This window comes from Paracoccus sp. PAR01 (assembly GCF_014851995.1).
GTDB classification, from domain to species: domain Bacteria; phylum Pseudomonadota; class Alphaproteobacteria; order Rhodobacterales; family Rhodobacteraceae; genus Paracoccus; species Paracoccus litorisediminis.
Genome location: NZ_JACVAW010000018.1, coordinates 41258 through 64896 on the forward strand (window position 1 = coordinate 41258; position 23639 = coordinate 64896).

23 protein-coding genes and 3 pseudogenes are annotated in these 23639 nt (G+C 61.1%); 18 read left to right on the plus strand and 8 right to left on the minus strand.

What is annotated here, in order from left to right; genetic code table 11:
- Positions 1 to 125: 125 nt before the first annotated feature.
- The 6 genes and pseudogenes from IB235_RS19880 to IB235_RS19905 all read left to right on the plus strand — a co-directional run.
- Positions 126 to 970, plus strand: a pseudogene (locus tag IB235_RS19880) (IS3 family transposase); the annotation flags it as partial.
- 287 nt (positions 971 to 1257) lie between these two features.
- A complete protein-coding gene (locus IB235_RS19885) occupies positions 1258 to 2334 on the plus strand; it encodes an IS110 family transposase (RefSeq protein WP_192338207.1) in 1077 nt (358 codons plus the stop codon).
- A 16-nt stretch (positions 2335 to 2350) separates the two neighbouring features.
- Positions 2351 to 2647 (plus strand): annotated as a pseudogene (locus tag IB235_RS19890) (IS3 family transposase); the annotation flags it as partial.
- Positions 2634 to 2951: an IS66 family insertion sequence element accessory protein TnpB gene (locus IB235_RS19895; RefSeq protein ID WP_192338208.1), complete on the plus strand. Its 318-nt coding sequence runs from the start codon at positions 2634 to 2636 to the stop codon at positions 2949 to 2951. The pseudogene IB235_RS19890 and the gene IB235_RS19895, both read left to right, overlap by 14 nt.
- Entirely contained in the window at positions 2948 to 3319 is a 372-nt protein-coding gene (tnpB, locus tag IB235_RS19900) for an IS66 family insertion sequence element accessory protein TnpB (protein ID WP_192338209.1), read from the plus strand. Before IB235_RS19895 ends, tnpB begins: the two co-directional genes overlap by 4 nt.
- 14 nt (positions 3320 to 3333) lie before the next feature.
- Complete coding sequence (locus IB235_RS19905) at positions 3334 to 3528, plus strand: hypothetical protein (RefSeq protein WP_192338210.1); 195 nt, start codon at positions 3334 to 3336, stop codon at positions 3526 to 3528.
- A 113-nt stretch (positions 3529 to 3641) separates the two neighbouring features.
- Here IB235_RS19905 and IB235_RS19910 read toward each other — a convergent pair whose 3' ends face one another.
- From IB235_RS19910 to IB235_RS19920, 3 genes are all read right to left on the minus strand, one after another.
- On the minus strand, positions 3642 to 4949 hold the full coding sequence (locus IB235_RS19910) for a HipA domain-containing protein (protein ID WP_192338211.1): 1308 nt from the start codon (positions 4947 to 4949) through the stop codon (positions 3642 to 3644).
- On the minus strand, positions 4946 to 5200 hold the full coding sequence (locus IB235_RS19915) for a helix-turn-helix domain-containing protein (RefSeq protein ID WP_225612501.1): 255 nt from the start codon (positions 5198 to 5200) through the stop codon (positions 4946 to 4948). Before IB235_RS19915 ends, IB235_RS19910 begins: the two co-directional genes overlap by 4 nt.
- Before the next feature lie 282 nt (positions 5201 to 5482).
- Positions 5483 to 6910, minus strand: a complete 1428-nt coding sequence (locus IB235_RS19920; RefSeq protein ID WP_192338213.1) for a DUF6880 family protein — start codon at positions 6908 to 6910, stop codon at positions 5483 to 5485.
- A 203-nt stretch (positions 6911 to 7113) separates the two neighbouring features.
- Between IB235_RS19920 and IB235_RS19925 the strand changes: the two genes are divergently transcribed.
- From IB235_RS19925 to IB235_RS19935, 5 genes and pseudogenes are all read left to right on the plus strand, one after another.
- Positions 7114 to 7794, plus strand: a complete 681-nt coding sequence (locus IB235_RS19925; RefSeq protein ID WP_192338214.1) for an SOS response-associated peptidase — start codon at positions 7114 to 7116, stop codon at positions 7792 to 7794.
- A gap of 541 nt (positions 7795 to 8335) precedes the next feature.
- Positions 8336 to 9013: a DNA polymerase Y family protein gene (locus IB235_RS25925; protein WP_370576956.1), complete on the plus strand. Its 678-nt coding sequence runs from the start codon at positions 8336 to 8338 to the stop codon at positions 9011 to 9013.
- Complete coding sequence (locus tag IB235_RS25930; RefSeq protein WP_370576957.1) at positions 9010 to 9510, plus strand: hypothetical protein; 501 nt, start codon at positions 9010 to 9012, stop codon at positions 9508 to 9510. The genes IB235_RS25925 and IB235_RS25930 overlap by 4 nt, the downstream gene beginning before the upstream one ends.
- A gap of 65 nt (positions 9511 to 9575) precedes the next feature.
- Positions 9576 to 9761, plus strand: a complete 186-nt coding sequence (locus IB235_RS25935) for a hypothetical protein (protein WP_343043153.1) — start codon at positions 9576 to 9578, stop codon at positions 9759 to 9761.
- Positions 9761 to 13083: pseudogene (locus IB235_RS19935) on the plus strand (error-prone DNA polymerase). Before IB235_RS25935 ends, IB235_RS19935 begins: the two are co-directional and overlap by 1 nt.
- 17 nt (positions 13084 to 13100) lie before the next feature.
- On the opposite strand, the gene repC reads toward IB235_RS19935, so the two are convergent.
- The 3 genes from repC to repA all read right to left on the minus strand — a co-directional run bounded on the left by repC (position 13101) and on the right by repA (position 16680).
- Positions 13101 to 14216: a plasmid replication protein RepC gene (gene repC, locus IB235_RS19940; protein ID WP_192338215.1), complete on the minus strand. Its 1116-nt coding sequence runs from the start codon at positions 14214 to 14216 to the stop codon at positions 13101 to 13103.
- 269 nt (positions 14217 to 14485) lie between these two features.
- Positions 14486 to 15481, minus strand: a complete 996-nt coding sequence (repB, locus tag IB235_RS19945; protein ID WP_192338216.1) for a plasmid partitioning protein RepB — start codon at positions 15479 to 15481, stop codon at positions 14486 to 14488.
- A 2-nt stretch (positions 15482 to 15483) separates the two neighbouring features.
- On the minus strand, positions 15484 to 16680 hold the full coding sequence (gene repA, locus IB235_RS19950) for a plasmid partitioning protein RepA (protein WP_192338217.1): 1197 nt from the start codon (positions 16678 to 16680) through the stop codon (positions 15484 to 15486).
- An 850-nt stretch (positions 16681 to 17530) separates the two neighbouring features.
- On the opposite strand from repA, the gene IB235_RS25610 reads away from it, so the two are divergent.
- Together IB235_RS25610 and IB235_RS19955 are read left to right on the plus strand one after the other, a co-directional pair.
- Positions 17531 to 17659 carry a hypothetical protein gene (locus IB235_RS25610; RefSeq protein ID WP_255524394.1) on the plus strand — a complete coding sequence of 43 codons (129 nt, stop codon included), beginning with the start codon at positions 17531 to 17533 and terminating at the stop codon, positions 17657 to 17659.
- A gap of 293 nt (positions 17660 to 17952) precedes the next feature.
- Positions 17953 to 18195 (plus strand): hypothetical protein, encoded by a 243-nt coding sequence (locus tag IB235_RS19955; RefSeq protein ID WP_192338218.1) that lies wholly within the window; start codon positions 17953 to 17955, stop codon positions 18193 to 18195.
- Positions 18196 to 18263: 68 nt separating this feature from the next.
- On the opposite strand, the gene IB235_RS19960 is transcribed toward IB235_RS19955, so the two are convergent.
- Both IB235_RS19960 and IB235_RS19965 read right to left on the minus strand, forming a co-directional pair.
- Positions 18264 to 18602, minus strand: coding sequence for a hypothetical protein (locus IB235_RS19960; RefSeq protein WP_192338219.1), 339 nt, complete (start codon positions 18600 to 18602; stop codon positions 18264 to 18266).
- Between the two features lie 71 nt (positions 18603 to 18673).
- A complete protein-coding gene (locus IB235_RS19965) occupies positions 18674 to 19213 on the minus strand; it encodes a hypothetical protein (protein ID WP_192338220.1) in 540 nt (179 codons plus the stop codon).
- A gap of 374 nt (positions 19214 to 19587) precedes the next feature.
- Between IB235_RS19965 and IB235_RS19970 the strand changes: the two genes are divergently transcribed.
- The 5 genes from IB235_RS19970 (at position 19588) to IB235_RS19990 (ending at position 23594) form a co-directional block, all read left to right on the plus strand.
- Positions 19588 to 20598 (plus strand): LacI family DNA-binding transcriptional regulator, encoded by a 1011-nt coding sequence (locus IB235_RS19970; RefSeq protein ID WP_192338221.1) that lies wholly within the window; start codon positions 19588 to 19590, stop codon positions 20596 to 20598.
- A gap of 68 nt (positions 20599 to 20666) precedes the next feature.
- Positions 20667 to 21335, plus strand: a complete 669-nt coding sequence (locus IB235_RS19975; protein WP_192338222.1) for an amino acid ABC transporter permease — start codon at positions 20667 to 20669, stop codon at positions 21333 to 21335.
- Positions 21336 to 21992 carry an amino acid ABC transporter permease gene (locus IB235_RS19980; protein ID WP_192338223.1) on the plus strand — a complete coding sequence of 219 codons (657 nt, stop codon included), beginning with the start codon at positions 21336 to 21338 and terminating at the stop codon, positions 21990 to 21992. It begins immediately after the preceding gene.
- A gap of 18 nt (positions 21993 to 22010) precedes the next feature.
- Positions 22011 to 22808, plus strand: coding sequence for a transporter substrate-binding domain-containing protein (locus IB235_RS19985; RefSeq protein ID WP_192338224.1), 798 nt, complete (start codon positions 22011 to 22013; stop codon positions 22806 to 22808).
- A gap of 51 nt (positions 22809 to 22859) precedes the next feature.
- The gene (locus tag IB235_RS19990; RefSeq protein WP_192338225.1) at positions 22860 to 23594 is read left to right on the plus strand and encodes an amino acid ABC transporter ATP-binding protein; all 735 of its coding nucleotides are present in this window, start codon (positions 22860 to 22862) and stop codon (positions 23592 to 23594) included.
- The last annotated feature ends 45 nt before the right edge of the window (positions 23595 to 23639 follow it).

Sequence of the window (23639 nt, forward strand, 5' to 3'; positions counted from 1 at the left end):
GCGGCTTTGGTCGGACGAAGAGAAGCGGTCGATCTGCCTCCAGACGACGGCTCCAGGCGTTTCGGTTGAATAGCCCCATGTTTCGTGGACGCCTTCTTCGCTAACTTTGAGGCAAGGAGGCCATGATGGGCACGGGCAATTTCACTGACGACTTCAAGCGCGATGCTGTCGCGCAGATCACGGAACGGGGTTATCCGGCAAAGGAAGTTTCGGCACGGCTGGGTGTGAGCACGCACTCGCTCTATGCCTGGAAGCGCAAGTTCGCGAAGGCGGTGTCGGGTGACACGGAGAAGGACGCCGAGATCCGTCGGCTGAAGCGTGAGCTGGTCCGGGTGTCGGAGGAGCGCGACATCCTAAAAAAGGCCACCGCGTATTTCGCCAGGGATGCAAAGTGAGATACGCGTTCGTAGCCGAGCATCGGGGTCAGTTTTCGGTGCGGGCGATGTGCCGGTGCCTGCGTATCCAGCCGAGCGGGTTCTACGCGTGGCTGAAGACACCGCTGAGCCAGCGGGCGCAGGAAGACAGGCGCCAGACCGAACTGCTGCAGAAGGCTTGGGCCGAGAGCGGCAAGGTCTACGGCTACCGCAAGCTGCATGACGATCTGGTCGAACAGGGCGAAAGCATTTGTCCGAACCGCGTTTCCCGACTGGCGCAACTGGCGGGGATCAAGGCACAGATCGGCTACAAGCGCCGCCCCGGCAGCTATGGCGGCAAGCCGTCGGTCGTGGTCGACAACACCCTCGACCGGCAGTTTGATGTCGAGGTTCCGGACAAGGTTTGGGTAACCTACATCACCTACATCCGGACGCAAGAGGGGTTCGCTTACCTCGCGGTGGTCATCGACCTGTATTCCCGGCGCGTGGTCGGCTGGTCGATGCAAAGCAGACAGACGACAGATGTCGTCCTGCAGGCCCTGCTCATGGCCGTCTGGCGGCGCAAGCCGAAGAACAAGGTGCTGATCCATTCAGATAGTCATACGATTGATGCCAGTTCTCGGATGGTTTGACTCAAACACCGATCGACCATTCGCTGGGTTGGTGCCGCAGGCTTCCCGGTGTGATCTGACCCTCACTCCGATCGACCCAACATGTGTCTTTCCCTGGACCTGTCGATCATCCGGGAACGCCCTGCGGCGAGGCCTGGCCTCCAAGGTGCACCGTGACCCAAGAAGGGCATGACCATCCGGTCCCATGACTGTCCTGTCCATGCATCCTTCGGAGCAAAGAGCAGACGGGCGCCCCAGGAAAGGATAATCGGATGGCAGCAGACCCGGCAGAAACTCACATCATCGGCGGCGTCGACACGCACAAGGATCTGCATGTCGCCGCTGTTGTCGATCATTGCGACCGTGTTCTCGGCACCGAGAGCTTCCCGACAACCCGGCATGGATATCGCTTGATGCTGGCGTGGATGAGATCCTTTGGCGATTTGCAGCGCGTCGGGGTCGAATGCTCTGGCAGCTACGGCGCAGGGTTGCTGCGCTACATGCAGGCTGCGGGTGTCGAAATTCTGGAAGTTACCGCACCTGACAAACTGGACCGTCGCCGGCGCGGCAAGAATGACGATTTCGACGCGGAAAGCGCGGCTCACGCGGCCTTTGCAAAACGGCACACCGTGACGCCGCGCAGCCGGGACGGCATGGTAGAAAGCCTGCGTGTCCTTAGGGTTTGCCGCAAGACCGCTGTTCAAGCGCGCCGCATTGCCCTGCAGATGATCCAGATGAACATCGTTTGCGCACCGGACAAGATCCGGGATCCGTTGCGCTCAATGACGCGGATGCAGCTGATCCGCACGCTCGCAGCCTGGCGACCTGATCTCACGGCGTATCGCCAGGTCGAGGAAGCCTACCGCATCTCTCTCAAGTCCTTGGCGCGGCGTTATCTTGAACTACATGACGAGATTGCCGATCTGGACGACATGATCGAGGCCATCGTCCAAGATCTCGCGCCGGAGCTGCTGGCCCAAACCGCGATCGGTCTGAACAGCGCTGCGCAGTTGCTGCTGACGGCGGGCGACAACCCCGACCGGCTGAGATCCGAGGCGAGCTTCGCGGCATTGTGCGGCGTTAGCCCGGTCCCGGCATCTTCGGGGAAATCGGTACGGCATAGGTTGAACCGAGGCGGCGATCGCGCTGCAAATAGCGCCATCCACATCATCGCCATAGGGCGGCTTCGATTGGACGCTCGCACGCAAGCCTACGTCGCCCGGCGTGTTGCCGTGGGAAACTCGAAGCTTGAGGCAATCCGCTGCCTTAAGCGCTACATCGCCCGCGAAGTCTTCGGCATCATCATGCGGCGGCATAGGGAGATCAACCAAAGCCAAATCGCGGCTTGACTCTTAGAAGGGCGTCCAGGGCAGTCAGTTCACCAGCATGGATTGGGCTGCGTTCCTGCGCGCCCACAATCTTGAGCATTCGATGAGCCGCCGCGGCAACTGCCATGACAACGCCGTTGCCGAGAGCTTCTTCAACCTGCTCAAGCGCGAGCGGATCAGGCGCAGAACCTACCGGACCCGCGAAGACGCAAGGCAGGACGTGTTCGATTACATCGAGATGTTCTACAACCCGAAGCGCAAACATGCGAGGAATGGGATGTTGTCGCCCGCCGAGTTCGAGCGGCAGCAGAAGATGAGACGTGAAGGCGTCTAAGAAACTCGGGGCTATTCAGGTTGCGCAGGTGGCGCGCCGTTATGCGGCGAACGCCAACATGGTGTTCAAGTGGCTACGCGATCCGCGTTCTGCCCCTGAGACAACGGCAGTGGCGGCTACCCCCGCCTTCCTGCCCGTGGAGATCATAGACCATGTCAGGAAGGATGATCTGGTCGTGACCAGCGAGCCGACACGTCCGCAGGAGCTGATCGAGGTCGAGCTTGCGGGCGGTCATCGGCTGCGGATCACCGGCAGTTACGATCCTGATGTCCTGGCGCGCCTGATCCGGGGCCTGACAGCATGATCCCCGTGCCGGTCAACACGCGGGTCTGGCTGGCAGCGGGCGTCACTGACATGCGCAAGGGCTTTGCGGCACTGTCCCCGCAGGCCGAGGCGGTGCTGAAGCAGGACCCGTTCGCCGGGCATATGTTCGTCTTCCGCGGCCGTCGCGGCGACTTGGTCAAGGTGATCTGGTGGGATGGCCAGGGGGCCTGCATGTTCCTGAAGCGATTGGAGAAGGGCCGGTTCGTCTGGCCCGCGGCCAAGGAGGGCAAGGTCGCACTGACGCCGGCGCAGCTATCGATGCTCCTGGAGGGGATCGACTGGCGGGCCCCGGAACGGACGTGGCGCCCCTTGGCAGCGTTGCCATCACCCGGGCTAAGGACCAACTGACCCTGGGCGTGCCCTTGCGCTTCTATGTTACCCAGCAGGTCAAGCGCGGCGACCGCCACCTCTTCGCCGCGCGCACCCGTTTCATCACCAGCGATATGCTGGAACATTTCGACGTCACGGGTTGGGCCCCGCCACACGCGACCGAGGCCGCCGCCCCTGCCCCGGGCAGCGTCGATATCCGCGCCAGCATGCGCGATATGTGGGGGTGAAGAATGGAGCAGCAATCAGCTAGCCTCCAGGCGGATTACGGCCTCCTTAGAAAGCCATTGTCCAACGGTGCTCTGACCGCCCTTCAGAAATTCGCAGCTTTCCGAGTTATCGATTACAATCGCCCAGCGAGGCGACGTGCATTCTCTTCAATCAACTCGGCAGCCTGCGCGGCATAGCCCTCGGTCGCACCTGCCAAGGCAGCAACCTGCTCGGTGATCTCCACCCTATTGGCCACCATTTTGTCGACGAGCTCCTGAACCCGATTGCGAACATCGGTCGGGCGATATCCGATCTCGCGGGCAATCGTTTCCCAGTGTCGACCCGAGATCTGCTCTGATGTCCTTTTTTTCCCGGCGATCTTTTGCGCGAAGCTCTGCACGACATGCGGCCAAGGCAATACCGATGACACATCGTAAAGTGGCGCCAGTCGCGGTGTCGCCCCCACGGGCAGGATCAAGGAATAGTTTTTCGCATGGGCATCGGTGTTGGCAACAAGGATGTTGAAGATGACCTGATCGAGCAGCGCCAGCGCGTCACTCGCGCTGACATGGCGTCCTGTTTCCAGAAGCATTTTCAGGTCGAGGCCGGGTAAGGTACCGCGCTCATACTTACGCCCAGGCGGCAGACCATTCGCTTGGGCGAAGTCCTCTTGGTGCAGGCGGAGCAAACGACCGTTGCGGCCGAGCCTGCGATCATAGCGCAACACCCCGATTGCCGAACGCTCAGTCGCCTGCAGGACCGTCGTCTGTGCGGCTACAATGCCGATGGCCTGTGCCATGCGCAGGCACCAGACTTCGTTCTCGGTGATACCGGGTAGATTGGGATTGTCAGGTTTCACGATCAGCGTGGACGGCGCGCCATTGCGGGGTACGGCAAGTATGTCTCCTTTGCCGGGCAAGCGCAGCACAGGCGCTCCATCGGCAGCAAGAACGGCTAAAGCTGATTTTTTCTGACCCCCTGCAAGGGACTGACGCACGCCCTCCTCGCCCACAAGGAACGGCCTGCGGCCCAGATCCTGAAAGTGGCGCTCCAATGCTTCCTGTTCATCGCCGGTCCGATAAAGTTCCGTGAGCGGCGTATAGGCCCAGCGACCACGATCCGACGGTTCACCAAACGATACTGCGCCCGCAGTATCGCCCCCTATCTCATTGAGCACTGCCAGCACATCCGCCTGGTCCAAACCCAGTGACCGCGTCAGGAGCTGCAGTTGCTGCTCTTCCGGCAGCAGGTTCGCAAGCCAAGGCGATATGAGATCGGACGGATAAGGATCAGGCCGCAGCGGCATGGTAACGGAAAGCGGAAATGCCCCGGCAGTCTGCAGCCATGGCTCTGCATATCGCAGTGACAGCGCACCATCCGCTGCGACATCGACCTGCCCGATCAGGAATTGGTCAAACCAAATCGGGACAGAGGACGTCATTGGTAGTCTCCGAGGTCATAGCCTTGTGATGCGTCCCCGCTAAGCGTTGTTCTGATTGCGGCGTCGGCCTCGATTAAGCGCGAAACTGGCAAGCGTAGCGCATCTGCAATACGGGCAAGCGTTGTCAATCGAGGGTCGCGTTTCGCCGTCTCTATCAGCGACAGTGCCGGGGCACTGATACCAGTGAGACGGGCGAGTTGATCCAGCGTCAGGCCCTGAGAGTTTCTAACCTCTCGGATGCGTTGGCCCATATGATGAAGCAGTTGGCGCTCGTTATCAGTGATCACCAGTTCAGGTCCTTACCTATTTAGGTAAGATTACAGCGATGAACGGGCTTCAGCAATCCATTTTATCTTTTTGGGTAATATACCCGTCAGCTCCGGGCTAAGAGAAGAACTATTATCTAAAACGGTAAGTTAACGCGAGCGAATATGCGAGTTCTCAAATATCCGCTTCTGTCAGCTTATCGTTATAAACTGAGGTCTGCCGCGCACTGGCTGGCGGGTCCCGCTCTGAACGAGATGCCTCCGCCCTTAGGCCTCGACCAATTGCCAGAATCCGTATTTGCGGCCGTGCTTCTGCTTGAGCCTGTCGACGAATTGCTGATGGGTCGCAAAACGACCGAAGTCTTCGATGGCGGGCTCGCTTGCCTTGCATTCCGCAAGATGGCGGGCGGCGTAGCGGTAGCGCTTCGATTTTCCGCCCTCGAGCGTGTCCTCGATCATCGCGCGGCGCAGCAGTGTGGCGGCGAGGGGATGATGGGCCTCGAGTGCCTCGGCCGAGCTCGTTAGCAGCTCGTAGAAATCCCCATCCAGCTCATCGTCCCGCGCCAGCACAAGGCGAGCGGCGCGATCCTGCGCAGGCCATTTGATCAGAAAATACAGGGCCGCAGCCAGATCGGGATGGGCCTCGGCAAGGTTCAGCGCCTTCTCCTCGGCTTCGATATCGTCGAAATCGGGAAGCAGCTTGAGGTATTTACGCAGGCTCTGGCCGTCAAGCACCTCTTCGAAGGCCTGCCAGAGATGCGCCTTCAATTCGTCCCCCCTGCCCTGCCGCTCAAGGCATTCGGCATGGATTTCGTCGAGCTCGTAGCGGAAGTTTCGGGCCTGATCGGCGGCCCGCGCCTTCGAGATGATCTCGCAGGCCTCCTCGACACGACCGGCATCGAGCAGGCGCCGCGCGACGTCGGGCGCGATGGTGCCGTAGGTCAGCTGCTGCGCCGAATAGCGCGCCATATAGGCATCGACATCGCCCTGCGCATCCGCGATATCCGCCAGGATGACCGAGGCGGTCGAGGCCCGGCTGCGTCGCACGCTTTCCTCGGGGTTGGTGGTGCGCCCGTAGCCGCGAAAGCGCTGCAGTTCCAACACGGTCGGCGGCGAGGCCTGCCAGGCCTTCGTGATCTCCTTGAGATGTTCGAGCCCTGCAGGTCCGAGGTTCCCCGACAAGGCCGGGATGATGTCGTCGAATTCGCCATAGCCGGCATCGCTGACCGCATCGAGAATCCGCTCGGCCAGCGCATGGGGCGACATGGTGAACTTCGGCGACAGTCGCTCGATGATCTGGACGGCCTCATGCAGGACATCGCCGATTGCGCCGTTGCTGTCATCGGTGCGCGCGTGGATCGAGGGGGCCAATTGCAGGAAAGCCCAGAGCAGCTCAAAGGCCTCGTTCACATCATGCGGCGCGACGGTATTCTCGATCATCGTGAGAAGGCCATTCAGGTCCTTCACCAGTGCCTTCTGCCCGCGCCAATCGACGAAGCTGCTGGAGCGGCGCAGCGAGGCGAAACGCTTGCGGATATCCGCCGCCACATCCTTGGGGCCCTGCGCGGCGCTGAGCTCCATCCGGGCCCGCCGCTGCAGCGCGGCGCTGCCCTGCACCAGTTCCATGACTAAGGAGGCGAGCTTTTCCGCCCCGAGCTTTTCGAGATTGTCGCGGTTGAGGGTTTTCTTGGACATGGCTGGAGAAGTCGAGTTTGAGGCCTGAATTTTTCCTCATCTTTCAGAGCGCGGCGTCCGGATCAAACAGAAACCGGCGTGCTTTAGCGTCCGCGGGTGTCAGGCGCGGTTCCTCCTGTCGCGCAACATCGGCATTCGATGTATATTTGTTCGCTCAATGTTCTGCGCTATTTCATGTATAGGTAGGATGAGGAACGTCTCTCTTGTGCAATCGTTACTCCCAGACGAAGAGCCAAGACGCGATGCGACAGGTGTTTCGCGATGTGCTGGAGCCCGGCGAGGACCTGATCGACGAGACCGGCAACCTCCCTGCCCTTTCGGCGATCTGGCCGGATTATCCCGCGCCGATCATTCGTCGTCATCCCGATGTCGGATGGCAGTTGGCCATGGCGCGCTGGGGCATGCCGACGCCGCCCGCTTATCTCGAGGGCAAGCGGACCGATCCGGGGGTCACCAATATCCGCAATCTCGGCTCGCCGCATTGGCGGCGTTGGCTGGAGGTCGAGCATCGCTGCCTTGTGCCCTTCACCAGCTTCTCGGAACTGGACGCGCATCCCGGCGCGCCGCGCAACCATCCAATCTGGTTCGCCCTCGGGGCGGAGCGGCCGCTGGGATTCTTTGCCGGCATTCGCACTGAATGGACCTCCGTCCGCAAGTTGAAGGAGGGTGAAGTCAGAGCCGAACTCTTCGGCTTTCTGACCTGCGCGCCCAACCGCGAGGTGGCGCGGATCCATCCCAAGGCCATGCCGGTGGTGCTGACCCGGCCCGAGGAGTGGCGCATCTGGCTGACCGCGCCAACTGATCAGGCGCTGCGGTTGCAACGGCCACTCGCCGATGGGGCATTGGACATCGTTATGGAGGGCGCGCGTGAAGATCCCGCATGAGAACCACTGGGCGGCAGATCCCATGGCGCTGGCGCCGGCCCGGGTCCATGAGGCCGGGGGGGGGCGGGCCGTAGCAGCTTCGGGATCTTGCAAGCGCTGCGGCATCCCGGGCCGGTGTTCTGGGTTCGGCCACGGCATGAACCCCACCGCCCCCTGCCCCGTGGCTTGCCGCCGGGTCTGGCCTAGCGGCTGCATCTGGTCGAGGCTCGCAATGAGGCTGACCTGCTTTGGGCCATCGAGGAGGCGCTGCGCAGCCCAGCTTGTGGCTTCGTCATCGCCGAACCCGCCAAGGCGCTCAACCTGACGGCCGGGCGGCGGCTGCAGCTGGCGGCCAAGGCGGGCCGCACCACCGGCCTTCTGTTGATCCGCGAGGGGCATGGCTGCAATGCGGCCGAGACGCGCTGGCATTGTGAACCGGTCGCCGGCCCGGCGGACTCGACTCGGCATCGCTGGAGGCTTAATAAGAACAAATCGGGAATTCTTGGGATATGGACCGTGCATTGGGATGGCGCGTCGGCTGCTTGCGATCTGGTTTCCGAGGATGGCGAGTGAGATCAGCCTGCGGACCCGCCCCTTGGCGGGGCCCTTTGCCCTGACGCATCGCGCGGGCAATGCCGATCACCTGCGCTGCCTGAATGCCGAGGCCGAGGCGCGCGGCCTTTATCGTGGCATGGCGCTGGCCGATGCCCGCGCCATCCTGCCCGAACTGGCCACCCGCCCCTCTGATCCCCCGGGCGAGATCGCGGGGCTGAAGCTCTTGCGCCGCTGGGCCGACCGCTACGCACCCCAGATCGCCACGGATGGCGAGGACGGGCTGATCGCCGATATCACCGGGGTCGCGCATCTTTTTGGCGGCGAGGAGGAGTTGCGAGATGACCTCCAAGCCCGGCTGGCCCGGGCGGGTCTAAGTGCGCGTAGCGCGATCGCCGGATCGCGCGGCGGCGCGCATGCGCTGGCCCGGCATGGTGGCGGGATCGTGCCCGACGGGCTGCTGGCGGAACGGCTCGGCCCCCTGCCCGTCTCGGCGCTGCGGATCCCGCCCGCCACGGCCGTGGGGCTGGCCCGGATGGGGCTGGTCCGTATCTCTGACCTGATCCCCCTGCCCCGCTCGCGCGCCGCTTCTTTCGCGAGTTGGTGCAGCGTCTGGACCAGATGCTGGGCACCTTGCCCGAGCCGGTCGGGGCGGAATCCGCGCCGCCGCATTTCGGGGTGCGGATGAGCCTGGCCGAACCAATCGGCCTGACCGCGGATGTAATGGCCGGCGTCGAGCATCTGCTGGCGTGGCTTTGCGACAAGCTAGCAGCCAATCACATGGGCGTGCGGTGGCTCTGCTTCGAGTTGCACCGGGTTGACAAGGAGACCGTCACCATCGAGATCGGCCTTGCGCGGGCGATGCGCGAGCCCAAAGCCATGGCCGCCTTGTTCCGCAAGCAGGTGGACGAGGTGGATTCCGGTTTCGGCATCGATGCCCTGCGCATTGAGGCCATTGTCACCGAACCACTGGCTCCGCAGCAAATCGGCGATATGCGGATCACTCAGGCGGATGAACTTTCCGACCTGATCTCGCGTCTCGGCAACCGGCTGGGCTTCGAGCATGTGCTGTGCTTCCTGCCCGTGGAAAGCCAGCTGCCCGAACGCACGTTCCGTCTGGTCCCGCCGCCTATAGCGCGCCAAGCCCCCTGCCCCACAGGCCGCGCCCGCGGCGTCCCGTGCTGATCTTTCCGCCAGAGCCTATCCTCTCCGCCTCGGGTCACCCACCCGCCCGCTTCCGCTGGCGGCGCATGAAGTTTACCACGCTGCGTGCCGCAGGACCGGAACGGATCACGCCTGACTGGTGGCAGGACGATCCGGCCTGGCGCAGCGGCACGCGCGACTACTGGCGGATCGAGACCTGCGAGGGGCCGCGGCTCTGGCTCTTTCACACGCCCATGGCGCCCGGCTGGCAGATCCAGGGGACCTTCCTGTGATGGATTATGCCGAGCTTTGCGTGACCTCGAATTTCAGCTTTCTGCGCGGCGCCTCGCATCCCGAGGAACTGGTCACCCGCGCCGCCGAACTGGGGCTTGCGGCCATTGCCATCACCGACCGCAATTCGGTCGCGGGCGTGGTGCGAGCCTTCTCGGCGCTGAAGGAATTGCAGCGGCTACGTGACGAGGCTCAGGGCGAAGGCCCCGAGATCCGCTCGCGGCAGGTGACCGATCCTTCCAGCCGCCAGCGGATCGCCGCAGCGCCTTTGGAGGGACTGTCATCCCCGGTGGATACGCCCCTGCCCCGGCTCATTCCCGGCGCGCGCCTTGTGCTGACGGACAGCGCCGTCGAATGGCTGGCCCTGCCGATCGACCTTGCCGCCTGGTCGCGACTGACGCGGCTGCTGTCCTTGGGCAAGCGCCGCGCGCCCAAGGGCGAGTGCCACCTGACCCGCGCGGACCTCTTGGATTGGGGCCAGGGCATGGTGCTGATCGCCCTGCCCCCGGATATCCTGGACACCGACGCCCGGGACCAGAACAGGGCCGATCTGCGCCAGGTCGCGCGGGCCTTTGCCGGGCAATGCCATCTCGGTGCCGCCCCCTTCTATGATGGCCAGGATCAGGAGCGCTTCAACCGGCTGGCGGAACTGGCGCAGGTGACCGGCCTGCCCATGGTCGCTTGCGGCGAGGTGATGATGCACCGCTCGGCCCGCCGGCCGCTCGCGGATGTGCTGACCTGCCTGCGGCTCGGCTGCACCATCGACAATCTCGGCGAGAACCGCCTCGCCAATGGTGAACGCCGGTTGAAGTCCGGGGCCGAGATGGCCCGCATGTTCCACCGTTACCCGGCCGCGCTCCGCCGCAGTGCCGAGATAGCCAATCGCTGCAGCTTCCGCCTTGACGAGCTGCGCTATCAGTATCCTGACGAGGCCCTGGACGGCGAGCCGGCGCAGAACCGGCTGGAGCGCCTCGCCCGCGAAGGCCTCGCCTGGCGCTATCCCAAGGGCGCGCCGCCGAAGATCGTGACGCGGGTCGAAAAGGAATTGCGCCTGATCCGCGAGGTCGATTACGCGCCGTACTTCCTGACCGTGCATGACATCGTGACCTATGCCCGCTCGCAAGGCATCCTGTGCCAGGGCCGCGGCTCGGCGGCAAATTCGGTGGTCTGCTACCTCTTGGGCATCACCGAGGTCCCGCCGGAAACCATCACCCTGATCTTTGAGCGCTTCATTTCCAAGGAACGCGGCGAGCCGCCGGATATCGACGTCGATTTCGAACATGAGTGCCGCGAGGAGGTCATCCAGTGGATCTATGACCGCTACACCCGCGAGCGCGCCGGGCTGACCGCGGTGGTGATCCATTTCCGCTCGCGCGCCGCCATCCGCGAGGTCGGCAAGGTCATGGGCCTGAGCCAGGACGTGATCGCGCGGCTCGCCGGACAGATCTGGAGCTGGTCATCCGCGGCGCCGGACGAGGACCGCTTGCGCGACGCGGGCCTCAATCCCGGCGACCGCCGCGTCGCGCTGGCCACGCAGTTGATCGCCGAGATCATCGGCTTTCCGCGCCATCTCAGCCGGCATGTCGGCCGCTTCGTCATCGCCTCGACGAGCTTTTCCCGATCGAGAATGCGGCGATGGAGGATCGCACCGTCATCGAATGGGACAAGGACGATATCGACGCGCTGGGTCTTCTCAAGGTCGACATCCTGGCGTTCGGGATGCTGACCGCGATCCGCAAGGCTTTCGGGCTGATCAGGGACCATCACCGCGAGGACTGGACCTTGGCGAATATCCCGGCCGAGGACCCGCGCATCTATGACATGCTCTGCCGCGCCGATGCTATCGGGGTCTTCCAGGTCGAGGGCCGGGCCCAGCTGAATTTCATGCCGCGCATGCAGCCGCGCAAATTCTACGATCTGGTCTGTGAGGTCGCCATCGTCCGAACCGGCCCGATCCAGGGCGGCATGGTTCATCCTTTCATCAACCGCCGGCAAAAGAAGGAACCGGTCGAGGACTTGGGCCCGGCGATGATGGAGGTGCTCTGCCGCACCTATGGCGTGCCGCTGTTCCAGGAGCAGACGATGCAGATCGCCGTTGTCGCAGCGGGTTTTTCGCCGGCCGAGGCGGACCGGCTACGCCGCTCGCTTGCCACCTTCAAGCGGATGGGGACGATCGGGTCCTTCCGCGACCGCTTCATCGGCGGCATGCTGGCGCGCGGCTATGACGCGGAATTCGCGGCGCGCTGCTTTGCCCATATCGAGGGCTTTGGCTCCTGCGGTTTCCCGGAGAGCCATGCGGCGAGCTTCGCGCGCTTGGTCTATGTCTCGGCCTGGCTCAAATGCCACCATCCGGCGGTATTTACCTGCGCGCTGCTGAACGCCCAGCCGATGGGCTTCTACGCGCCCGCCCAACTGGTCCGCGATGCCCGGGACCCCGGCGTCGAGATCCGCCCGGTCTCGCTCAATCACTCAAATTGGGATTGCACGCTGGAGCCGCGCAGTGATGGCAGCCTGGCGCTGCGGCTGGGTTTCCGGCAGATCAAGTCGATGCGCGAGGAAGACGCCGCATGGATCGGTGCCGCGCGCGGCAATGGCTATCCCGATGTCGAAAGCCTCTGGCGCAGGGCAGGGATCCATCCCGACGCGCTCGAGCGGCTGGCCGAGGCGGACGCCTTTGCAAGCTTCGGGCTGAACCGCCGCGAGGCGCTCTGGCAGGCCAAGGCGCTGCGCGCGCCGAAGCCTTTGCCGCTGTTCGGCCTCGACGGGGAAGGGGGCCTGGAGCCGCAAGTCGATCTGCCGCAGATGACGCTGGGCCAGGAGGTGATCGAGAACTACCTCGCGCTGCGCCTGTCCCTTCGTGCCCATCCGCTCGAGATCCTGCGCCCGAACCTGCCGGAAAGCCTGCCGCATGCGCGGCTGACGGAGGCGCGGGGCAGGGTGGTCGTGACCGGCCTCGTCATCACCCGCCAGCGCCCCGGCACCGCCTCGGGCGTCATCTTCCTGACCCTCGAGGACGAGACCGGCGTGGCCAATGTCGTCGTCTGGAAAACGGTCTACGAGGCCTTCCGCAAGCCGGTCATCGCCGGCCGCCTGCTTCGCGTCACCGGCCGGATCGAGCGCGAAGGTGCCGTCACCCACCTCGTCGCCGAACATATCGAGGATCTTTCCCCGCGCCTTGGCATCCTCGGCCGAGAACTCCAGATCGGCGCGGAAACCGAAAGGGCAGGGGAGAATCTGCGGCCCGGCTGGCTTGGCAGTCGAACAGCCGCCCGGCATCCCCGCGAGCAGGCCAAGAAGCTGTTTCCGAGCAGAGACTTTCACTAATGGGTTACCTTATGGTTCTAAGCGATTGCTGTGACGTATGTATGGTTTCCGGCCGGAAACCGGTGATGGCGCTGGGTTGACGTGAGGGACTGAAACATCCGTTTGAGATTGAGAATCCCAGAGTTTGCCTTTGTGAGAAGGGCGTTGAGGTAGCGATCTGGCTGCCTGATCTGAGGATAGGCTTGAGTTAGACCGAGGACTGCGATGGCTCGACCTTTCTCACCAAGAACCACACGGGATTTTTCTAGCACCGAGTGAGAGATTCCGAGGCATGGGCCGAGTTGGTCCGCAAGTCCGATTAGCTCCGGCCAAGTCTCAGGCTTTGTCAAAGCAAACTCTAAAGCGTTTGGTGCAAGCTTTGTGCAGTCAGCGACTGAAAGCTCTACGCGGCTAGGGGGCGTGCCGGTGGGCAGCTGGGTCTCACATGTTCTTCTTTCTATATGTTCTTTATTGGAACTCTGAATATGTCGGTCATTCTGACCGTCGCTGTCGGACAAAATCCTTGTCTGTTGCGGTGCGCTGCTGATCTCAGGCAGGCGTTGCTTCAGTAGCGCGATAGCATTCTCGAGGGACTGGACCGAGCAGTCGCGGCGCAACAGACGGCGATATTCAACAATGACTTGTTCGGGAGCATCGGGGCAGTCGTGCTCGAGACGGTAAAGTCGATCGCGGAGGACTGCCTTGAGCGCACGGATTTGGACCAACTCTGCATTGTGTTCCTCCGCGAGAGCGATAAGCGCCGGTACGGCTTCACGCAAAGGGCTCAGATCAAATCCATATGTCAAAACTGGCGCGCCAGCTTCGTTGCGGACGACATAGCGCTTCTTGTTTGGGCTTTGATGCCGGATCAGGAGGCCAAGCTCCACAAGTGTGGCTAGATGTCGACGCAGTGTACGTTCATCCATACCGTCACAACGCTCTTGCAACGTTGCATTTGAGGCGTGGACCATCGGGTTGCCAGTCCAGACTTCAAGCGGGACAAACGTCAGAAGCCCTCGCAGAACCGCAATGGTACGGTCCTTGATCCCGAGGCGTTGTCGTGCTTCGCGAACTGCGTTCAGCGCTGCCCACCGAGGATCGGTGGCAGACGCGGCTAATGGGATACCTTTTGACCGATCATTTAGCTTCTGCATGGCTTTTCACGCAGGCAGGAACCTTTCTCCGAAGAAAGTCCCATGGTGAAAGCATAGAAGGAGTATCAGCATAACCGCAAAGGTATGCCGTTTTAGGTACAAGTTACCCAAAATTCCTTCGTTCATCGCTTTCGCAATGTTGCAGTCAAGTTAGCCCTGAGCTAGAGTTCCGCTATACATCCGGCGAAGAAAGGGTTGGCGCCCTTTCTAGCTTCAGGGCCTCTCGGGATCCTTCTCGGGAGGCCTTTTCCTTTCTGCTTTGTGCTCCTCTACTGCTGCTGCTCGAATTTTTGTTGTGCTTCCACTAGAGCCCGAAGTGCTTCGTCAGGGTTGGCGGCGATCCAGAGGTGAAGTTGACGAGCTGCTGCACTGGTCACCGTGATCGTTGCGCTTCGCGCGTTTGCCCGAACTGTTCCGACCATTGAAGCGTTCGCACTGGCCATGATCGGCTTCGTGGATTTGCCTTGGGTTTTCGAGTGGTCTTTAACGACCTGTTCGAGCCGATCAAAACGCTCATCGGAGGACATTCCTTCGTCGCGAGCTTTTTCGACTTCAGCCAATAAATGGCTTTGGTTTCCGGGCGGAAACCCTTTTTTATCAATTAGTTGAGCTAGGCCGTACCAGCGATCTCGGCCCACCTTCGGCGCGGGACCCACAGCTTCAACGAGCGCATGATCGAGCTTGCTCATGACCTGCTTCATCCGGGAAAGCCCGGTGAGCTTTTCACCTTCGCGGCGTGCTTTCTGATCGATATTGAGGGTGTCGCAGATGAGTTCGTCGGGCTTTCCGGCTTCAACCAGTTGCCTCGCGAACATCGCTTTCTCGATCCAGCTAAGATCCTTGCGAAACGTGTTTTCCTGGCCCTGAGCAATGATCGCTTGATCTTCGTCAAGATCGCGGACGAGAGCTTTCGCCGGCAAATTGAGTGTGCGCAGGGCCGCGAGCCGACGTCGTCCATAAATGATGCGGAACCTGCCGCCGGCGATCGGGCTCACCAGAATTGGAATCAATTGCCCTTGGGCATGGATGCTCGCGGCAAGGTCGGCAACCTCCAGGTCGTCGTCTGGAATACGATCCTGAAACTGAGATTCCTCGATGAGACGAGGGTCAATTTCGCGAATGCTCGCAGCCGCCGCCGCGTGAAGGGATTTGGCCATCGCTGAAAGGGAAGGGGCTTTGGACGTTGGATCGGCGGAGAAAGCTTGCGCAGCATCTGTCTCTTTTTCGCTATCTTGCGCGATCTCGAACTGAATCTTGCGGGCCATGATTAAGCCTCCTTCCGAAGCCAGGCAGCCTGAATGAGGCGCTCGATCTCCCCGACGACTCCGTTGATGGATTCGATCGCTCGATCGTAGGTCTGGCGCGTGAAGTCGCTGCGGTTCACCTCGTAAAGTGTCTGCTGGGTCAAGCCTGCATCGGAAACCGCCGACGATTTGAGGAATGTCTGTGTCAGCACGTCGTCGCCAAACATCGTTCGCAGAAATCCTGCCATCTGTGCCTGAGGGCCATCATTTGGCTCGAAGCGGGTGACAAGGAACTTCATGAAGTCCCAGTCGGGAGCGGCCCCAACGTCGGCAATTGTCGACATGAGGCTCGAGGCGAGTTGCAGGAACTGCGCCATTGAGGCTACATCAAGCATGCTCGGGACCACGGTGACGAGCAAGCCGGTAGAGGCGACCAAAGCAGAAAGTGTGATGAAGCCGAGTTGCGGTGGGCAGTCAATGACTACGACATCGTAATCGGCCTCAACCTCGGCAATGCACAGTGCCAGACGCTGGTAGAATGGTGGTTGCAGATTATGGCGGAGGGCGTGTGCGGTCTCTGTCTCGAACTCTGAGAGCAGCAGTCCGGCCGGTGCCAGATCAAGATTGTGAAAATAGGTATCTCGAACGATCTGTCGGAAGGGAACAGGATCCTCGTAGCGGATGGCGTCGTATACTGTTCCGGTTTCAGCAAACTCGATCTCAGGTCGAAGACCAAACATCGTTGTCAAGCTGCCCTGCGGGTCTAGATCAATTGCCAGCACGCGATAGCCGTCCAACGCAAGCTTCTGGGCCAGATGGATCGCTGTCGTGGTTTTCCCGGCCCCGCCCTTGAAGTTCGCAACCGAAATGATCTGAAGCTTGTCGCCCTGGCGCCGACCAGGCACGAGATACTGGAACTTCTTGGCTCGGCTGTCCTGAGCGATGATATGGCGCGTCTGGTTAACTTGCTCTGCAGTGAACAAGCGACGCCCGCGGCTGTCGGTTTCGACTTGGATCTCAACCTTGTCATTGAAGAACTGCTTGCGCAGATGATCTAGAGAAACGCCAATGAGATCCGCCGCCTCAGCTGCGCTGAATCGCCGGAGATCTTTCGATGAGTCGGGTAAGAAGGAACGACGCATGTTAGAGTCGAGCGAACGACTTAGGCGGGTAGCCATCGCCTGAATCTTCTGATCAATGCGCATCAGCTGCTCGTTCATACTGTCGCCTCATACCCTGTTCTCCGGGCTTTCTGTCGTGTGAACGCGTAATGGAGAGTTTTTGCGTTTTTACGTTCTTACAAAGAAATGGCAGGAAGATACGATTCTGACAAGCCTTTTCGTAGGTTAGATAATTTCGCACTTTGGCATGTTGCCGTTAGCTTGCACTGCGGCGCCGCTAAGCTAATATAGTATCATAAAAACAATTAGTTGAGTTGATATTGGGGGCGTGCCGGAGCCTTTCCTGCTCGTAGGCTTCTTAGTTTCAGGGAAGGGGGCTACCTCTCGGTAAGAGCTTGCGGAATGCGACAGAGGTATCTGATCGATTCTCGGCACTTGCATCAGCACCCCTGCTGTAACGCGCCCAGCCCAACGGGTGTCCCGAGCGGGATGCCGAAACGAAGTAAGGCCGGCATTTCCAGAATTTCGACGCGGGCGCCGCCACGATTGCAGAGCCCCACAACTTCTCCGCGATTCCGCGGCTGCGGCATAAAGCGCGAACTCTCGGGAACGGGTGTTATGTGCTGCAATCAGTGGGGGGAGGAGGGCGAAGACGGCGGATGGTCAGCGCGAACCCGCCATCCGAACCGGCGATTGGGACGGTATTGTCGACCATAGATCAGCCGCACGATTTCTGAGCGGGTTCTCCGACGACGAAGACTGATTTTGGCTGTGTCTGGGGTGAAGCTGATACGTTTCCCGCCGCCGCAATGGACTATGCCTTGGCAAGACCAATGAAAGCGACAAGGCCGGCGAGGGAGGCGCGGAAGGCGATGGGGTCATCCTCGATCACTCGCCACACGCGTGCATGCCTGTCGCTAGGCCCATTATGTCACCTGAGAAAAAGAGCATGAGTGACCTCAATAAAACGCTGACCATGGTCAATGCTCCGAAAGCCTGGGGCGATGTTCTGGCCGAGCGTCAGCGCCAGCCCTCGTCGGAGGGCTGGACGCGCGAGCATGATGTTCAGCAGACCTAAGGCGAGCTTGCAGCAGCTGGTGCCATTTATGCTCTATCTGCCACCAATCGCATCGTTGAGCAGCCCTATCATCTGACATGGCCGTGGCAGAACATTGGCGAAAACCGACCATGCATCGCCGCAATATGGTCAAGGCGACCGCACTCATGATTGCTGAAATCGAGCGGCTTGGCCGCGCCGACCTCGCCAGCGCGAAGGGCGTAAAGTGACCGCCGACAATGCCGGGTTATCGGGAGTGAGCGACAAAAGGAGCAATGATTTCATCGAGACGTTCTGGCTGAGGTGGCGGGGTGATGGCTGATCGCTGCCATTGGTATCGCGACGGCGATGGCGAGGCGCTGGTCCCAATGTGCGTCGGTGCTGCGGTCTATGGTCCTGAGCATTGCACATGCGCCGTGCCCGAAAGCCGCATCGAGGCGGCAGAGCGCGGACGGGCAGAGGCGGAGCGGCAGGTGTTGCGGCTGCGCGAGGCCCGCGACCGAAGGCTTGATGAGCAGCGAGTGCAATGGGGGCAGAACAAGCGGCTGTGGGCGTGAATCCGGGAGCTTCAGCAACCATGATAGCCGGGGCGTCTCTCTCATCCGCAAACTGCGCGGTGTCGTAGTCAGCTTGTTTGATCTTGTTTGGCTTGCCAAAGCTCGTATGGCTCCACTTCCCCTCGCGAGGGGATCAAGTGTTCCGCGTGCTCTCCAATGGTCTCTAGGCGGAAATCTAAGGAGTCGAGCCTGTCGGTGACTTCCTTCATCCATCCCGTGCCGCCAACATTACTCGTCACGCTTTCTGTCCCCACAAGTGAGATGATCCCATCCACCGCATAATGCAGTCTGTTGCCGATGCCGAATGTTCGCTCGTGTTCGATGATCTGAAAGAGTTTGCGCAGCATCAGATATATGAGCGCCAGAAGTGCCGTGCAGATTACTGCGCAGATTTCGAGGATACTCACACGATCATCCTTGTAAAAGGTCCAGGGCCGCGAAGCGGCGGCACCAATCCGGTTTCTTTTCTTACATTTGATCAACGTTCGCCGGACGCAAAGTCAATCCGCTCTGTGGGTCCAAAGGGGGCGGATGTTATTAACCGTTCAAGGCGACGAACGTCCATGAGAGTGGATGCAACCAGAGACGCAAGGCTATCTAGGTCCGATCGCGTCATGATCGTTCTATCCTCCGGATATCCCTCAGCCATGCCTTTTCTTGAGAAAAACCCGCATTCGATCTTTCCATCTTGCCCGGCCATCCAGACGCCGTGGGCGAAGTGATCTCGGAACCTCTGAGTGTGGGAGAGGATCTTTGTGAGTTTTTTCACAAATCTCTCGGTGCAGTGAGGTTGTATCAATTTCACAAACTGCTCTGATCTTTTTTTGAATGCGCCCGAGACGATGGGCTCATACCTCATGTAGAGCGCATCGATGTTATCCTCTGCATTGCCAACTTCACACTCAATGAGGGAGTAGCAAGCCAGCAATATCTCATGCTCCAGCAGGGAGAAGTTTGCCACCACGCGCCCGATCGATGCATAATCCGCTTCGGATAGGCCGGTGTTCATCACCAGCATTCCCTCTCTCAAAGTTCAATCTCTCCTAGATGGTGGCGGATTGGTTGCGGTGACGATTTGGGCCCCTACCTTTTTCCGTGCGATGATTTGCCAACACAGTCACATATCTAGTCGGTGGAACGGATTTCACCAGCGCTGATTGAAATGCGCGATAAGCGGGACTTATCGAGATTTATTGAGTATGCTATGCAACCTGAAAGTTATCCGCAATATTATTGAAAATAGCGGATTCAAGTGGAATTTACTAGCTATCGTTGGATTGTCAGGTCCGGGTGGGGTGGGGCAAAGTTGAGGCCGTCGAGCTCGCGGCGGAAGGCCTTGCTCTCCCCATGGCCTAAGCCCAGATTTAGCCGACCAACACGACGGAGCGCAGTATGCAGGGCAAGATCACGCTTCAGGACGTCGCACGGGTGGCGGGGGTCTCGCGGGCCACAGTATCGCTCGTCGTTCGCAAGTCGCCGCTGGTTGCCGATGCCACCCGTGTGCGGGTCGAAAAGGTGATGGCCGAGCTTGATTACGTCCGCGATCTTGGCGCGGCACGGCTGCGCGACAAGAGCAGCCGTACGATCGGGGTCGTTGTTCCGAACCTCGTCAACTCGTTCTTCACCGAATTTCTGTCGGGCGTCGAGCAGGTAATGGGTGAGGGAGAGCGCGTGGTTCTTCTGGCAAACAGTCAGGATGATCCGGCCCGACAGGATGCGATCCTGCATCGTTTTCGTGGGCATGGGGTCGACGGTGTCATCCTCTGTCCTACGCAGGACACCGATCCGGGACTGCTTGGGCGCTTGCGGCAATGGGACCTGCCGGTGGTGCAGTCGCTGCGCGAGGTTGGCGACGGGGTGACGGATTTCGCGGGCGGCGATTACATCGACGGCGTCACGCTCGCGATGCGGCACCTGGTTTCATTCGGCCATCGCCGCATTGCCTTTCTTTCGGTGAGCGCGCAAACTTCGGCGCGCGAGCAACGCTTGCGGGGTTGGGCTCAATCGCTGATCGAGACTGGTGCAGAAAATAGCGGAATCGTCGAAACCGCACTGACCTGGGAAGCCGCCGCGCAATCCGCCGCACGGGTTCTGGAATTGCCGGATCGGCCGACGGCGGTTCTTTGCTTCAATGACGTGCTGGCGGCCGGTTTTATGGCCGGGCTGCGCCAGGTCGGAAAGGTTCCGGGCAGGGATATCGCGGTTGTCGGGCTCGACGACCTGCCGATGGCCGAACTGCTTTATCCGACGCTCACCAGCGTGGCGATGATGCCCGAACGCATCGGCCAGATGGCGGCCCGGCTTCTTGTCCGGCGCATGGCCGATGGCAAGGCTGCGATCCAGCGCTGCATCGTCTCGGGGCAGCTGATGATCCGTGAAAGTAGCGGCAAGGAAATCAATTGACTTGTCCAGTTCTTGCAATTTAGATCGTTCTAATTGGGAAGAGACGCGACATCCGCAGGGGAGGGCAGATGTATCACTTCAACTTCCAGCCTATATTCGAGAACCTCGACATGCTCCTGCACGGGGCATGGCTGACGGTCCGCCTGTCGCTGATGGCGATGGTCCTCGGGCTGATTGTTTCGGTGCTCGGTGCCGTGGCAAAGACCTCGGGTATCCGGCCATTGCGCTGGCTGGTCGATCTCTATGTCGAGGTGATCCGGAACACGCCGTTCCTGATTCAGATCTTCTTCATCTTCTTCGGACTGCCCGCGATCGGGATCGCGATGTCACCGAACACGGCTGCCCTGGTTGCGCTCGTCGTGAATGTCGGGGCCTACGGAACCGAGATCATCCGGGCGGGAATAGAATCCATTCCCCAGGGCCAGATCGAGGCCGGTCGGGCACTGGCGCTCAGCCCCGTGCAGATCCTGCGCCATGTCGTTCTGAAGCCCGCCTTGCGCAACATCTACCCGGCGCTGACAAGCCAGTTCATCTATCTGATGCTGACGTCCAGCGTGGTTTCGGTGATCTCGGCCAATGACCTCGCTTCGGCGGGCGCGGACCTGAATGCCAAGACTTTTGCCAGTTTTGAGGTCTATCTGGTCCTGACCGTCATGTATTTCTTGCTGGCGGCAGGTTTTTCGGCGGTCTTTGCGATGATCCGACGCGCCGTGTTTTCTTATCCGGCGAGTCGCTAGATGATCCGCGTTTTTTCATCCGCTGATGTCCTCTTCATCGTCATGGCCGTGCGCTGGACGCTGATCCTGTCCGCCATTGCCTTTGCCGGAGGCGCGCTGGGTGGCATGGCCATTGCGCTGGCCCGCACATCGCAGCGCAAGGGGTTACGGTGGTTTGCGACGGGCTTTATCCAGGTGTTTCAGGGCACGCCGCTGCTGATGCAGCTGTTTCTGGTCTATTTCGGGCTTGCTGTCGTCGGCCTTCCCATCAATCCACTGCTTGCCGCCGCCGTGGCGCTGACCTTCCATGCCAGCGCATATCTGGGCGAGATCTGGCGCGGTTCGATCGAGGCCGTGCCTTCCGGGCAGACCGAGGCCGCGACGGCGCTCTCCCTTAGCTATGCCGACCGAATGAGATACGTGATCCTGCCGCAGGCGATGCGCGTGGCGACGGCGCCGACCGTCGGGTTTCTGGTGCAACTGATCAAGGGCACCTCGCTGGCGTCGATCATCGGTTTCACCGAGCTGACGCGTGCCGGCCAGATCGTCAACAATGCGACCTTCAAGCCGTTCCTGGTCTTTGGCACGGTCGCGGTGCTGTATTTCGCGCTGTGCTGGCCGCTGTCGTTGCTGGCCCGGCGAATGGAAACCCGCATGCGCCGGGCAATCACGCGCTGACCACAGAGGAGGAAAACCATGAAACTGAACCGCCGCCTATTTGCCACCCTTGCCGCCAGCGCCCTGGCAGCCGGACTGGCTGGCTCCGCGCTTGCCGCCGATCTTGCCGCGATCGAAACCGCCGGAACGGTCAAGATCGGGATGCTGGTCGATTTTCCGCCCTTCGGCGTGCTGGACACCGCGGGCAAGCCCGATGGTTATGACGCGGATGTGGCAAAAGCGCTTGGCGAATATCTGGGCGTCAAGACAGAGATCGTGCCGGTGACCGGTCCGAACCGCATCCCTTACCTGCTGTCGGGGCAGGTCGATGTCCTTGTCGCCTCTCTGGGGATCACCAAGGAACGCGCCGAAAAGGTCAACTTCTCGAAGCCCTATGCAGGGATCAGCATCGCGGTTTATGGCGACAAGGCGACCGCGCTTGCGGACGCGGCCGGACTTTCAGGGCAGGGCATTGCGGTCACCCGTGCCTCGACCCAGGACACCGGCGTGACGAAAGTCGCACCAGCCGACGCGGATATCCGCCGCTTTGACGACGACGCCAGCGCGGTGCAGGCGCTGATGTCGGGGCAGGTGAAGCTGATCGGCGCCTCGAACGTCGTGATGTCGCAGGTCAATGCCGCTGCGGGCGATCGCTTCGACAAGAAGTTCGACTTGTCGAGCCAGGTGCAGGGCATCGCCGTCGCGCCGGGTTCTGACGCGCTTCTGGACAAGATCAACGCTTTCGTCGCACAGGCCAAGTCGGACGGGATGCTCGACAAAGTACACGAGAAATGGCTCGGCGGCCCGCTGCCTGAATTCGTGAAGACCGCCGAATGACCTCTTGCAGCCCGACCCGACGTGGTCGGGCCCCTTTTTCGGAGCCGGACCATGTCTGAACACGCCATCATCATGCGCGGCGTCAACAAATATTACGGCGCATTCCATGCCTTGGTCGACATTGACCTGACGGTTGCGCGTGGCGAGCGCATCGTCATTTGCGGCCCCTCCGGCTCTGGAAAGTCGACGCTGATCCGTACGATCAACCAGCTCGAGACGATCCAGGCCGGGACGATCACGGTGGACGGCGTCGAGCTGACGGCAGGCGGCGAGAATGTGGCGAAGGTCCGGCAGGATGTCGGCATGGTCTTCCAGAACTTCAATCTGTTTCCGCACATGACCGTGCTCGAGAACTGCATCCTCGCGCCGATGAAAACCCGCAAGACGCCACGGGCCGATGCCGAGGCGACCGCTCGGAAACTCCTTGAACGGGTACGTATACCTGAACAGGCCGAGAAATATCCTGCTCAGCTTTCCGGTGGCCAACAGCAGCGTGTGGCGATTGCGCGGGCGCTCTGCATGAAGCCCCGCATCATGCTGTTTGACGAACCGACCTCGGCGCTGGATCCGGAAATGGTCAAGGAGGTTCTCGATACCATGATCGACCTCGCGCGTGAGGGGATGACAATGCTTTGCGTCACCCACGAAATGGACTTCGCGCGGGCCGTCGCCGACCGGGTCATCTTCATGGACAAGGGCGTCATCGTCGAAGAGAACGCTCCCGCCGCATTCTTCGACGATCCCAGGAACGAACGGTTGCAGAACTTCCTTGGCCAGATCGCGTGACGCGCGAATGCGGGTCGGCACCGGGTGTGGTCTGCGCCCAGACCG